General features: G+C 44.7%; 8 protein-coding genes. 4 read left to right on the forward strand and 4 right to left on the reverse strand.

Annotated elements, in window-relative coordinates; genetic code table 11:
• Positions 1-125: 125 nt before the first annotated feature.
• The 4 genes from KHS38_RS20870 to KHS38_RS20885 are packed head-to-tail and all read left to right on the forward strand — an operon-like array spanning position 126 to position 7986.
• Complete coding sequence (locus KHS38_RS20870) at positions 126-3452, forward strand: SusC/RagA family TonB-linked outer membrane protein (RefSeq protein WP_213490641.1); 3327 nt, start codon at positions 126-128, stop codon at positions 3450-3452.
• 21 nt (positions 3453-3473) lie between these two features.
• The gene (locus tag KHS38_RS20875; protein ID WP_213490642.1) at positions 3474-5003 is read left to right on the forward strand and encodes a RagB/SusD family nutrient uptake outer membrane protein; all 1530 of its coding nucleotides are present in this window, start codon (positions 3474-3476) and stop codon (positions 5001-5003) included.
• 57 nt (positions 5004-5060) lie between these two features.
• Complete coding sequence (locus KHS38_RS20880; RefSeq protein ID WP_213490644.1) at positions 5061-7106, forward strand: glycoside hydrolase domain-containing protein; 2046 nt, start codon at positions 5061-5063, stop codon at positions 7104-7106.
• A gap of 19 nt (positions 7107-7125) precedes the next feature.
• The gene (locus KHS38_RS20885) at positions 7126-7986 is read left to right on the forward strand and encodes a glycerophosphodiester phosphodiesterase family protein (protein WP_213490646.1); all 861 of its coding nucleotides are present in this window, start codon (positions 7126-7128) and stop codon (positions 7984-7986) included.
• A gap of 63 nt (positions 7987-8049) precedes the next feature.
• Here the strand turns inward: KHS38_RS20885 and KHS38_RS20890 are convergent, their stop codons facing one another.
• The 4 genes from KHS38_RS20890 to KHS38_RS20905 form a co-directional block, all read right to left on the reverse strand.
• Positions 8050-10242, reverse strand: a complete 2193-nt coding sequence (locus KHS38_RS20890) for a multicopper oxidase domain-containing protein (protein WP_213490647.1) — start codon at positions 10240-10242, stop codon at positions 8050-8052.
• A gap of 43 nt (positions 10243-10285) precedes the next feature.
• A complete protein-coding gene (locus KHS38_RS20895) occupies positions 10286-10786 on the reverse strand; it encodes a DUF3347 domain-containing protein (RefSeq protein ID WP_213490649.1) in 501 nt (166 codons plus the stop codon).
• Between the two features lie 120 nt (positions 10787-10906).
• Complete coding sequence (locus tag KHS38_RS20900; protein WP_213490651.1) at positions 10907-11305, reverse strand: HYC_CC_PP family protein; 399 nt, start codon at positions 11303-11305, stop codon at positions 10907-10909.
• Positions 11306-11486: 181 nt separating this feature from the next.
• Positions 11487-13727 carry a glycoside hydrolase family 3 N-terminal domain-containing protein gene (locus KHS38_RS20905; RefSeq protein ID WP_213490653.1) on the reverse strand — a complete coding sequence of 747 codons (2241 nt, stop codon included), beginning with the start codon at positions 13725-13727 and terminating at the stop codon, positions 11487-11489.
• Positions 13728-14143 lie beyond the last annotated feature (416 nt).

Consider the following 14143-nt stretch of genomic DNA (forward strand, 5'->3'; position numbering starts at 1 on the left):
GTAGCAAAAAGCCATCCTGTTTTTCATCTATTGGCAATGAAGTCTTCAGCAATTCAACATACCTGTTGAAGTAGTGATTGTCAACGTAATTACATGCATCATTTTTAATAATCAATTCTTAAAGTATGAACAAAAAGATTACTACTAATCTTTTCAAAAGTTTCTGTTACGGCCTCATTTTTATTGCGCCATTAACAACAACTATCACCACCCGTGCAGCAGGCAGACTCATTATTGCAAATCAGCCTCAAACGGTGTCGGGTACTGTAACCGACGAAAATAACCAGCCATTACCAGGCGTTGCTGTTCACATCAAAAACACAACTATTGGCGCCGTAACTGATATTAATGGTAAGTATACCATCAGAGCCGAGAAAGGCGCTACGCTGGTATTCTCATTCGTTGGCTACATGGCCCAGGAAGTTTCAGTTGGCGACGCACAACTGAATATTAAATTAAAACCTCAGTATAACATACTGAACGAGGTGGTAGCCGTAGGTTACCAAACCATGCGTAAAAGCGATGTTACCGGTGCTATATCAAGCGTAAAAGCCAGTGAACTGAATTTGGCTGCGCCTACTCTGGGCCAGGCGCTGGTAGGTAAAGTTGCAGGTGTGCAGGTATCGCAAACCAGCGGTGCGCCATACCAGTCAACCAAAATACGCGTACGCGGTGTGGGGTCATTTATCGCCAGCTCCGATCCGTTATATGTGATTGACGGTTATCCGGTTAATAATAACGATGTTTTCATCAACCCGGAAGATATTGAGTCGATCGACATTTTGAAAGATGCCGCATCGGCAGCCATTTACGGTTCGCGTGCATCAGGCGGTGTGGTAATTATCACCACCAAGCGGGGTAAAGAAGGCAAGAGCAAGTTTGAGTATGATGTGCAAACCGGCATTAACCAGTTAGGCAAGAAAGTAAAACTGTTAAACTCAAACGAGTTTGCACAACTGGTGATAGATGGCCGTAACAATGCCTACCGCGATTTATGGGAAAATAAAGGGAATACCTGGAACGATGCCATGTTTTCTGACGACAATGCCAAACGTGTTACCAACGTGGGTAGTGCAGGTAGCGTAAGCATCCCCACCTACCTGTACAACTTCGCTAACCAATCGCTTATTCCGCAAACGGTAAATACCGACTGGCAGGACGAGCTGTACCGTAATGCAATAACCCAACGCCATACCCTGTCATTTTCGGGTGGTGCTAACGGCGTGCGTTATTACCTGAGCGGTGGTTACCAAAACCAAGGCGGTATCATTCTGAGTTCAGGCCAGGAGCGTTATAATTTTAGGGGTAACGTTGATGCTGATGTGAGCAAAAAGCTGCGTGTAGGTGCAAACGTATCTTATACTCAAAACTATAACCGCGAAATTCAGGAAGGTCGTTTTGACCACGGACCCATATTGGGTGCATTAATTTATATGCCATTCTTCCCGGCTTATAATGCAGATGGCAGTTTGGCTACCAATGCGGCGGCTTCACAATCGGCGGCTTATGGCTTTCAAAGTATTGAAAACCCGGTTGCACTGGCTACCCGCACTAAGATAAACCGTCGTGGTTACCGTACCAGCATCAATGCCAATGCCAGTTACAAAATTTTACCTGAACTGAGCTTTAAGGTAAACCTGGGTACCATTACTTATAATGAAAAGTATGATTATTATCTGCCAACTAATTTAAGTAGCGGTGCCAATGCGCCAGGGTCGCCGCAGGCTATTGCCGCAGCAACAGCCGCAGCACAAAACACATCCAATGTAGATCAGTTGGCTGAGTTTACACTGAACTATAACAAAGATTTTGGCAAGCATCACCTGGATGTATTAGGCGGCTATACGGCGCAAAAAAACACCAGTGATATTGTGAGTGTAATTGCTACCGGTTTCCAGAACGATTATATTCCGGAAATTACAGCTAAAGGTGCTGATCCGGCTTTCTTCCGCCTGTATACCGCAAATAATGGTATAGGCATTGGAACCGGCACTACAGGGCTTTTGCCAACTGGCAAGTCAGCCTTTACCCTGCTCTCTTATTTAGGTCGTATAAACTATAATTATGCAGGCAAATATTTTCTGACCGGCTCATTCCGTACAGATGGTTCATCTCGTTTTGGCCCTAAAAATAAATATGGTTACTTCCCGTCTGTAGCAGCTGGCTGGACACTTTCAGAAGAGCCATTTTATCACAACTGGCTCGGCGAGCAGTCTACCGTTAAATTACGTGCAAGCTGGGGTAAAAGTGGTAACTATAACATTGGTAACTATAACTACCTGCAGTTACTGGCAAGCCCTACCGGCGTAGTATTTGGTAACAATGGTACCGTTGCTTCTGGTACCTATTCGGCCGGCATTGCTGATGAGCGCTTAAGCTGGGAATCAACCTCACAATACAATATTGGTGCTGATATCGGTTTGCTCAAAGGAAGGTTATCTTTAATTGCCAATTACTACTTGAGTAATTCAAGTGATATATTGTACACACAGCCTATCTCTGCCATCTCGGGCAACACTTCGGTACTTACCAACCTGTACAATTCTCAAATACGCAACACCGGGTTTGATTTTCAGGCAGACGGACGCGTTGTCAGCATTAAAGATTTTACCTTTAATTTAAGCGGTAATATTTCTATCAACCGCAATAAGGTTACTAAGCTAAGCGGCGATAACACCATTATTGTAAGTGGTGCAGAGCGATCATACCAAACCAACATTACCCAGCAAGGGCAGCCGGTAGGTATGTTTTATGGCTTTAAGGTGGCTGGTATGGTTACTCCTGAGAATATTAACCAGGTACCGCCATCAGCCTCGCAATCGAACAAACTGCGGGTAGGAGATTTGTATTTTGAAGATACCAATGGCGACGGTATTGTGAACGATAAAGATAAAACGGCCATTGGTAACCCGTATCCTGATTTTACTTATGGCTTTGCTATCAATGCTACTTACAAGCACATTGATTTTAATGCTTCATTCAATGGTTCACAAGGTAATGATGTGCTCGATGGGCAGGACTATTATCTATACAACATGGAGGGCTCGGGTAACCAGTATGCCGATGTGGTAAACCGCTACCGCAATGCGGCACAGCCAGGAAACGGCCAGGTTTACCGTGCATCACGTGCCGGTACGCAAAGCAACAGTACACGTTTATCTACCTTCTACTTACAAAATGGTTCGTTTTTGCGCTGTAACAACATCACATTAGGTTATACCCTGCCTAAGGTGCTGAATGGTAAGTTGGGCATTAGCAACGCCCGTATTTTTGCTACCGTAGTAAATGCCTTTACTATAACAAAGTATAAAGGGTATAATCCCGAAGTAGATTACAACTTCTCATCCGGTGGATCAAACAGCACCCAGCCAACTAACCTGGCTCCCGGTATCGATTATGGTGTATACCCGTTGGTGCGTTCATATAACCTGGGTTTAAGAGTTGCTTTCTGATAAGAAATAAAGATATTACAAATGAACAAGAGAATTATAACTATTACATGCCTGACAGCCGGTTTACTGGCCGCTTCTTGTAAAAAATCCTTTTTGGAGCAAAAGCCGGCTAATAACCTGGTAGTAACTGAAAGTTTTCGTTCGCCTAATGATGTATTAACTGCTGTTAACGGCATTTATCAGTCATTGCGCAGCAGCAACAATATTGGCGAGAGCAGCGGTTTATGGACTGATGAGCGCTCTGATGATACCGGACGCAATGATAACCAATCTAATGCCGGCGAGCCTTTTCAGTTTAATGATTTTTCGATATTGCCAAGCAATACTTATCTGAAAAGCCATTGGGCCTCTTTGTATAATACCATATCACGGGCAAATATTGTACTGGATAACATTGATAAGGTTCCTTTTACCGACCCTGCCCAAAAACAGCAGTATGCTGCCGAAGCTAAGTTTTTGCGGGCACTGATGTATTTTCATCTGGTACGCACCTGGGGAGATGTGCCTTTGGTAACCAACTACTTATCACTTGAAGGTGTTGCTGCAAGTACATATCGCGAAAAACAAGCAACAATCTATGCCCAGATTGTTGCCGATTTGAAGGATGCGCTGAACAGTAATCTGCCCAATCTGCAAACTGGTGCAGGGATAGGTAGAACATCAAAAGCTGCAATCAACGCTACCTTGGGGCAGGTTTACCTGACTATGGCCAGAACGTTGAATGATAACAACAGCCAAGTTAACCTGAACAATGCCAAAACGTATCTGCTTGCTGCCTATAATATGAGAACGTTTGGAGAGCTGAGCAGCATACCGTATACAGATGTATTTGATGTAGCTAAAAAGTCAACCTGCCCGGAACTGATCTTCCAGATTGTGAATAAGCAGGGCGATCCCAATTACAGCTCATCTATTGCGGCTAATAACCAGGCACAGGGTGAAACTATCAATTCACTGAAACCTGCTTCAGGCGTTGGCGCTAACGTTACGCCCGATCTGATAAAAGATTATGAAACTGGCGACTCACGGATGGATTTTTCGGTAAAATATGCTAATAATACGGTTGTAAAAGATTACTTCATTACCAAATTTAGGGATGCCAGTGCCGCAGCGTCTAATCTGGGTTACGGTGGTAACGACTGGATACTGATCCGTTATGCCGATGTAATATTAATGCTGGCTGAGGTTCACAACTATTTAGGTGATAATGGTGCAGCCATCCAATACTTGGATATGGTACGCGCCCGTGCAGGTATGCCAGGTTATGCGGAATCAATGAAAAATTCTGCCTATAGCAGTAAATATCCTACCTTACGCTTAGCCATTTTGCATGAGCGCCGCGTAGAACTTGCGTTTGAGCATCATCGCTGGTTTGATTTGCTGCGTACCTTCACTACCGATGAGTTGGTAAATTATTTCAGAAGTAAAAATCAGGCTGATTTCGGTATTGCACGCCTGACAAACTTTACATCGAAAGATCGTTATTTCCCGATTCCGTTTGATGAGTACAAGCTCAATCCCGAGAGAATGTACCAAAATCCAGGATATTAATCAGAATACAATATATGGAGGAACGGTAAGTTCCTCCTTTTTTCTTTTCTTCGTTGCATGAAATTTCTGCTTACATTTTTAATGCTTTGCACCTGTGGTTATCTGGCAGCACAGCCAGCCGGCAAGGTTAATGTATTTTTAGGCTCGTCCGGCGATCATGGGCAAATGTCGCCTGCTGCTTCGTCGCCGTTCAGTATGCTTAGTATAGGGCCGCATACTTACCCAAAGCTGCATATGGGATATGAATATAAAGCCAAAACGTTTTTAGGTTTTACGCACAACCGTTTTGAGGGCGTAGGCTGCCAGGGCAGTGGCGGTAATATATTGATAAAACCTTTTACCGGCGCCGATTCTCAGGCATCTACATTAAGCAAAACAAGCGAGAATGCGGGTGTCGGATACTATAACGTAAATTTTAGTAACGGCATCAAAGTAGCTATAGTTGTAAATGGCAATGCCGGTGCAGAACAATACACCTTTCCTAATGGAAACAAAGGCTTCTTTATTGACCTGAGCCATACGCTGGCCAACCGCTTTGTGGCCGAAGAACACCAAACTGACGCCGAAGGCTTAAGCGGCTGGATAGACTCACGTACTACATGTAATGTAGGCACCTACCGTGTGTATTATGCCATCCGGTTTGATAAGCCCGTGCAACTGCACTCATCGGCCGATCACCACCTGCTGGCTCAGGTTGCTGATAATGTGGAGCAAGTACAAATTAATGTCGCATTCTCGTCGGTTGATGTGCCGCATGCCAAAGCAAACTTAAATGCAAATAGTCTTAATCAGCTGAAAGCAGAAAACCAGCGCAGCTGGAACGATGTGTTGGGCCGCATTAAAGTGAAGGGTGATGCAGAGCGCGAAAAGTTGTTTTACTCACTGCTGTACCGTGTAGTGCAATCGCCTTACGTAGTATCCGAAAAAGATGGCAGCTTCCGGGCAACTAATGGCCAGCTTGCCCATACCAGCAGCAGTGTGTACAATGGCTGGGCCATTTGGGACAATTATCGTACGCAACTCCCTATGCTGGCCGTGCTTTACCCCGAGCGTTATAGGGATATTACTACCTCTATTGCCAATTTGTACAAGTACGGTAAAAAAGATTATGCTACCCAGCACGAACCATCCAATACCGTACGCACCGAGCATGCCATAGTGGTATTGCTGGATGCTTACCGAAAGGGTTTTCCGGTTGATTTCAAAAGCATAGCCGACTCGCTGCAGGCCGAGGTTGATCGCCTGGATTTTTCACATCCTGATAAAGCGCTCGAATCGAGCTATGATACCTGGGCCTTGTCGCAGATTTACGGTATCATGGGTAAAAAGGAACTTGCTAACCGTTACAAGCAAAAAGCGCTTAACTATAAATCATACTGGAACAAGGATTTTAAAGACCTGACCAAACGTGATGTTGACCAGGTATCGGCCCGGGGTATGTACCAGGGGACTGTATGGCAATATCGTTGGCTGGTGCCTTTTGATTTAAAAGGGTTAATGGAACTAACCGGCGGTGAGGAAACCTACCGCAAGCAGCTCGATGAATTTTTTGACAATGATTATTATAACCATGCCAATGAGCCCGATATACAGGCGCCACTGATGTATAACACTACCACCCAGCCCTGGAAATCGCAGTATTTGGTGCAAAAGTATGCGGTAGACACCGTGGTGCAGTATTACTTCAATGACAATAGCCGTGGTATAGATCCTTTTGTAGATGTGATTTACCAAAATAAACCCGATACCTACGTACGCACCATGGATGATGATGCCGGTGCTATGGCGGGCTGGTTTACGTTTGCTGCAACCGGCCTGTTCCCGGCCTGTACCGGCTGGCCGGTATATTATTTAAGCGTACCGTTGTTTGAGGAGGTAAAGCTGGATTGGGGTAGCAAAAATTTTACCATCAAGGTAGCCAACTATGCTAAAAACCGGCGGTACATCAAATCGGTAACTTTAAATAATAAACCGCTCACCCGTAACTGGCTTACTCACCAGGAGATTATGAAAGGTGGTACGCTGGTAATTACTACGTCCGAACAACCTGATAAGCTTTGGGGAACGCAAAATCAATGGATATCCAATATGGATATGAATTAAACCCAATTAAAATTAAAACATGAAAAAGCTAATATTTACAGCGCTGCTTTTACAGGCCTTAACAAGTATCACGATAGCACAAAACAAGGTAATGGTAGCAGCCCACCGCGGCGATTGGCGCAATGCACCCGAAAATTCTTTATGGGCATTTAAAAACGCAGCAGCTATGGGTGTTGATATTGTTGAATTGGATTTAGGCAAAACTAAAGATGGCGTCATTGTGATTATGCACGATCGTACTATTGATCGTACCACCAATGGCAATGGCAAGCCATCCGACTTTACATTTGAAGAGATTGAAAAGTTTGGCTTACGCAATGGCCTGGGCCGTGTAACCAACAATCATATCCCTACCTTGAAAGAAGTAATGCTGGCCCTTAAAGGCACCGGTGTGAAAGTGAATCTGGATAAAAGTTATGATTATTACCATGAAGCTTTTGCCATCTTGCAGGAAACAGGCACCCTTAATCAAGCTATTTTCAAAGCTGAGGCAACCTACGCAGAGCTAAAAGAAAAGTATCCTGAACTGATAGGTCGCATTACTTACATGCCTATTGTTAATTTGGATAAACCCGATGCAAAGCAGATCATTACAGATTACCTGAAAAATATGAAGCCCTATGCATTTGAGCTGAACTTTAAACAGGATACATCAAGCATACTGGCCGATAATAAGTTTATCACCAAAACCGGTTCCAAAGTATGGCTCAATTCATTGTGGGCCTCGCTTAATGCCGGGCATGATGATGATAAGGCTGTAGAAGAAGGTAACAAAAAAGATAGCTGGGACTGGCTTATTGCACATGGGGCAACCATTCTGCAAACAGATCGCCCGAAACAGATGCTGGAGTATTTGAAAGCTAAAAAGCTACATCAATAAGCTAAACAGAATTCTAAACAAAAATGGCTTCAGGGATATTCCTGAAGCCATTTTTGTTTCATTTTAGTAGGTGATGGTTAACCCTGCGCCCAGGCCCATATCACTATCATAATGGCTCGATGCGGATATATACTTGGTTAGGGCGTACCTTAAACCCGCAGCATATTCTTTATCAGTGTTGCCCATCAGGTTTAAGCGCAGCCTGCTGGTTAGCGGTATATCTTCGCGGCCCAGTTGCAGCCTTACCTTGCCGTTACCGTCAATACGGGCATCGGCTACTAGTAGCATAGGTAAAGTGTAAGCAATACCGGCAACTACTGTTTTACGGTTGTTTTTGTTGCTGATCTGCCCAAACATATTCTTTTCTTCTTCGTGATTGCGGCGGTAGTGTACATCAAAACCCACGTAACCATACAGCCACTGCATGCGGCCAAAGTAACGGCCAGCCATAGTTTCGCTTTCGTAGCCATCGGCACTGTTAAGGCCCAGATGCCAAAGAGTCGAAAATTTCCAGCGGGTGTTGGCCAGTGCGGCGGTACCATCGCTGCCGTTGCTTTCAATCCCGATTTTAGCCGAGGCATAAAAGTGGCGGTCATCAGCCTGTACCATACGGTAAGCCTTGGCCGGGTCGGGCACCTCAGGGTTGGGCGGTGAGTTTTCATAACTAAATACCCGTCCCATACCACTCATCATGTGGTATAATATATGGCAATGGAAAAGCCAGTCGCCGCTTTCTGTCGCCCTAAATTCAATGGTATCACGCTCCATAGGCATAATATCAAGCGTATTCTTTAGCGGTGAGTATTTGCCCTGCCCATTCAGTACCCTAAAGTAGTGACCATGCAGGTGCATAGGGTGCCGCATCATAGTATTGTTATACAATATGATGCGTACATTCTCTCCTTTTTTGATCAGTATCTTATCCGACTCGGATACCGTTTTGTTGTTGATGCTCCATACATAGCGGTTCATGTTACCGGTCAGTTCAAAATTTAGCAGCTTGGTTGGCCCCGCTGGTAGTGTGGTAGGCTTAACGGCCTTTAACATGGTATATTTAAGGGTAGTGATGCTATAGTTTATTTCAGGATACATTACGGTGTTCATGTCCATAATCTGGTCGTGCATTTCCATGCCTTCCATTTCTTTCATGTTGCCCTGCATGTCCATCATGTCGTTCATCATCTTCATGCCCTCAAAATACTTAAGCCGGGGCAGCTTGGTTGCCGCATGGCGCTGGCCGCTGCCCAGCCACACGGAGGTATACTTGGTGCGGTCTTCGGCAGTAGCCACAAACTCAAAGCTGCCATCCCGCGGTATGGTAACCACTACATCGTAAGTTTCGGCAACGGCAATAATCATGCGGTCGGCGCTTACAGGTTGCACATCTTCCCCATCATTAGCTACGGCAGTAAGCTTGCCGCCTGCGTAGTGCAACCAAAAGTAGGTAGACGAGCTGCCGTTAATTACCCGCAATCTTACCTTTTCGCCAGGTTTGAACTGCGGCGCGGCATCCTCAACCTTACCGTTTGTAAAAAAGCGGTCGTAGTACACATCACTTACATCCATGGCGGTCATCCGTTTCCATTCATTAGTCAGTTTGGTTTTGAGGTGGCCGGTTTGCAGTGCCTGAAGGTAGTTTTGCGTACTACCTTTGCGAATGCCATACCAATCGGTAGCATTGTGTAGCGAGCGTTGCGTTTGTTCAGGGTTTTCATCCGTCCAGTCGCTTAGTAACAGCGTGTAACTTTTCATGGGCGGCTCCTGCTTTTCTTTGATGATGAAGGCGCCGTACATGCCGCTTTGTTCCTGCGTCATGGTATGTGAGTGGTACCAGTAGGTGCCATGCTGTACCAGCGGAAACTTAAACAAATGCGTTTCGCCCGCTTTAATAGGCGTAGTAGTAAGGTATGATACGCCATCATAGCGGTTGGGCAAAATAAGCCCGTGCCAGTGGATGGAGGTTTCCATCATCATTAGGTTATGTACGTATATCACGGCCGTATCTCCCTCAGTAAAAGTGAGCGTTGGCGCCGGAATGGTGCCGTTAATAGCCATAGCCGGTCGTGTTTTACCGGTATAGTTAACCGTGGTATCGTTCACATAGAGATGATAGATTTTGGTATGGCCTTTATCTGTAAAGAAAGGCATACGTTTATCTTTGCTGTGCATAGACATGGCACCGCTACCATGCCCATGCTGCGCAAAGGATATCTGGAAAGCCAGCATAAATGCCAGCAGATAGAATAAAACTTTCATAAATGGAATGTTGCCGGAATCTCTCTGGTAAGCCGTTAAACAATTAGTTGGATGGGGTAATAACCTCGGCAACTTTACCGCAGGTAGGCATCTGGCTACCGTAATACGGGTTTTGAATGGTGGCTACCTCATTAAGCCAGTAAGCCTTTTTCATGGGGCAGTATTGCTGATAAACAGCTGCCTGGCTTGGATGTACCTTTTTTACCACCTCAATTAAGTTTTTTGATAAGGTAGAAAAGTGCTCACGCTGCTGGCTGAGATTATTGCTTTCGGAAATAAATTTGGCATCGGCTTCAAGCTTACCGGCGTAAGAGGTCCAGGTGGTTTTTTCGTCTGTGCTTAACTGGCTTGCATTAACCACTTTTAAAGCAGTCAGCAGTTCGGCAGACTTATCATGCGCTTTGGCTGCGTTGCCGGCAAACAGGCTGTTTTTAACTTCGTAATAAGCAGTTAGGGCTTGATTAACGGCTGAGGTTTGTGCGTATGATGTGATGGCTGCTGCCATGATGAATAAGGCAGTCAGTATAGATTTTAAATTTTTCATGATTTTTCTGAATACAATAATGTTTGCCGCATACAGCAGGCAATGTGGTTATATAATAAATTAAACGGATAGCTTAATGCCTTGCCTTACAGGAGGCAGGCAATTATATAAATATTGTATTCAGATCCGGAAGGTGCAGTTGCGAATAAATGCAGGTACGGCCGTTGTGTAAGGCGGGGCCTGACTAACCGGATGCGGCGCAGGAGCCGTATACTTATAAATCTGATTATTGAGATAGCCGGTATGGTTAATCAGCACTACAGGCGCCGAAAAATTAAGAGTGGCTTTTACCAACTGGCTGCTTTGATCAGTTTTAAGCTGCTGATGCTGGTCGCTGCAGCATTTCTTTTTGCTGGCAGCCTTTTTAGCCATGCCGCATTTGTGGCATTTAAGATCATGATGGTGCGCAATACTTACTTTAACCAGCCTGCCCATGCAGTACTGGAAATGCAATGTTGCACCTGTGGATACACCCAGGTATAACACCAGCAATAGTAATATGCTCAGCTTTTTGATCATCAGTTTTAATACTGTTTTAAGCTATATAAGCCTTGTTTAATATCATAACCAATTATAATGACATTTATTATTACGGTTACCATACAAAGATAGATAATTTGATACGGCCAAATGTCATAAAAAAAGCAGAAGCACCAACGGTGCCCCTGCTTAGCATATAGAATGATGAATTGTAGGATTTTTAATCAACCAGCTCAAACTTATCCTGTAACAGTATATGGTCGGATGAGTTGCCGATCATGAGTTTAAACTCACCAGCTTCGGCACCCCAGGTCATTTTCTGGTCGTAAAAAGAAAGCTTCTCTTTATCAATGGTGAAGCTAATGGTTTTGCTTTCACCCGGTTTTAAGAACACTTTTTGAAAGTCTTTCAGCTCTTTAACCGGGCGTGTAACGCTGGCTGCCACATCTTGTAAGTATAATTGAGCTACTTCCTCACCTGCATATTTGCCAGTATTTTTTAAGGTAAAGCTTACTTGCAGCGTTTCATTTTGTGATAGCTTGCTTTTGTTCAGCTTTAAATCACTGAAATCAAAGTTACTATAGCTTAAACCGTAACCAAAAGCATAACGTGGGCTGTTAGGCAAATCCAGATAGGCAGAACGGTAGTTGGTATTTTTTTCATCCAGTGCAGGGCGGCCTGTGCTCTTGCTGGCATAAAATACCGGTATCTGGCCTTCTGCTCTCGGGAATGACATAGGCAGTTTACCGGCAGGGTTGTAATCACCAAACAGTACATCAGCCATTGCATTACCGGCCTCGCTGCCCAGCCACCAGGTATATAAAATAGCGTTAGCATTATCGGCAGTCCAGTTAAATATAAGCGGGCGGCCTGCCATTACCAGTACCACTACAGGTTTGCCGGTAGCTTGTACCGCTTTGATCAACTCTTCCTGTACACCAGGCAAGTGAATGTTCGACCGGCTTTTGGCTTCACCGCTCATATCAAAGGCTTCGCCTACGGCCATAATTACCACGTCGGCCTGTTTGGCGGTAGCCACAGCCTCAGCAAAGTGCTGACGGGAGGTGTCTTTAATCCCACAACCCTCGCTGTACAGTAGCTCCGTTTGCTTACCCAATTTATTTTGTAAGCCTTCGTACAATGATACCAGATGATCGTTATCCCAGGTTACTGACCAAAAGCCTTTCATGTCTGCACTGGACTTACCCAGCGGACCAATCACTGCAATTTTTTTAGTGGATTTGGACAAAGGCAATAGTTGATTGTCATTTTTCAGCAGTACGATACTTTTTTCGGCTACCTCACGTGCTGCTTTGCGGTTCTCGGCTGCATTAAGTACCTTCTTTTCGCGGCTCTCGTTACTGAAACGGTACGGATCATCAAACAGGCCTAACTCAAACTTTTTGCGCAGAATACGTCTTACCGCATCATTAATTAAGGCAACATCAATCTTTTTTTCTTGCACCAGTTGTACTAAGTTAGGTAGATAAGCATGGCCCTCCATATCCATATCACTGCCAGCCAGAATAGCCAGGCGTGCAGCATCCTTGTTGTCTTTAGCAAAGCCGTGTGCAACCATTTCACTGATAGATCCCCAATCGCTCACTACAAAGCCCTGGTAGTTCCATTTGTCTTTTAAAATATCACGTTGCAGGTAGGCGTTGCCGGTGGCCGGTATGCCGTTCAGATCGTTAAAAGAGTTCATGAAGGTTGCTGCGCCTGCATCTACAGCGGCTTTAAAGGGCGGCAGGTAGGTTTCCCAAAGCTGGCGGTCGCTCATATCAACGGTATTATAGTCGCGGCCGGCAATGGCTGCACCGTAAGCCGCAAAGTGTTTGGCGCAGGCCATAATAGCATCTAAATTACCCAAACCTTTACCCTGAAAGCCGCGTACGCGGGCTTTGGCAATGAGTGAGCCTAAGTAAGTGTCTTCGCCGGCACCCTCCATTACCCGGCCCCAGCGAGGGTCGCGGGCAATATCAACCATAGGGGCAAATGTCCAGTGCACACCTGCTGCGGCTGATTCTTTACCGGCTACACGGGCTGAAAGTTCAATAGCGTTCAGATCCCAGCTAGCAGCTTCGGCCAGCGGAATAGGGAAGGTAACCCGGTAACCGTGTATTACATCCAAGCCAAACAGCAGGGGAATTTTGAGACGCGATTGCATGGCCATTTCTTGGATCATGCGGGTTTCTTTAGCGCCTTTAACATTCAGCATAGAGCCTACTTTACCGTCTTTTATTTCCTGGTATTTGCTGCTGTTAGGAGTAAGCGGACCGGTTGCCAGCCTGTCGCTGGTATATTGATTTAGCTGACCTATTTTTTCTTCCAGCGTCATCTTAGCCATTAAGGCTTCTACTTTTTGTGCGATAGGATCTGTAGCACCAGTATTTTGTTGGGCAAAAACAGACCCACTGCACGATAATATAAATAGCAGTGCAGGTAAAGCTTTTTTACGCATATAGTAAGTTGTTATTGGTTAATGTGGGATAAAGTTAGCTCAAAAAAGCTGTATTAAGCAAGTATGATGGCTGCTAAGTTGCTCGTATACAATTTGTTGTGCTTGTGTTGATACGCTTGGCCAGCAAACAGGGCTATACGTATTAAGCTGACAATGAATTAATAAGGATAATTTTTTACTGTTTGTAGCTTGGTAAGCCAATACGCTAAACAAAGGCTAAAATAGTATGAGGGAGGCTGCTTTTAATAAGATTTACCTCTATATGGTTTACAAAATATAACCACATCTTTTCCTGCTCAAATTTACCAGATGTATATATTATATTATCATTTTATGCTGTTGAGAGCCTTTTTGTATTACAAGAATTTACAGCATTTAGCTTTATTATTGCCCATTTATAGCCATTTGTTGTTTGT

Origin of the sequence: Mucilaginibacter sp. Bleaf8 (assembly GCF_018390515.1) — a bacterium.
Lineage (GTDB): Bacteria > Bacteroidota > Bacteroidia > Sphingobacteriales > Sphingobacteriaceae > Mucilaginibacter.

What these genes read in the sequence shown, in the direction of transcription:
- KHS38_RS20895 (WP_213490649.1), bottom strand. Translation starts at nt 10,786, where the DNA reads ATGAAAAATTTAAAATCTATACTGACTGCCTTATTCATCATGGCAGCA.
- KHS38_RS20890 (WP_213490647.1), bottom strand. Translation starts at nt 10,242, where the DNA reads ATGAAAGTTTTATTCTATCTGCTGGCATTTATGCTGGCTTTCCAGATA.
- KHS38_RS20905 (WP_213490653.1), bottom strand. Translation starts at nt 13,727, where the DNA reads ATGCGTAAAAAAGCTTTACCTGCACTGCTATTTATATTATCGTGCAGT.
- KHS38_RS20875 (WP_213490642.1), top strand. Translation starts at nt 3,474, where the DNA reads ATGAACAAGAGAATTATAACTATTACATGCCTGACAGCCGGTTTACTG.
- KHS38_RS20900 (WP_213490651.1), bottom strand. Translation starts at nt 11,305, where the DNA reads ATGATCAAAAAGCTGAGCATATTACTATTGCTGGTGTTATACCTGGGT.
- KHS38_RS20885 (WP_213490646.1), top strand. Translation starts at nt 7,126, where the DNA reads ATGAAAAAGCTAATATTTACAGCGCTGCTTTTACAGGCCTTAACAAGT.
- KHS38_RS20870 (WP_213490641.1), top strand. Translation starts at nt 126, where the DNA reads ATGAACAAAAAGATTACTACTAATCTTTTCAAAAGTTTCTGTTACGGC.
- KHS38_RS20880 (WP_213490644.1), top strand. Translation starts at nt 5,061, where the DNA reads ATGAAATTTCTGCTTACATTTTTAATGCTTTGCACCTGTGGTTATCTG.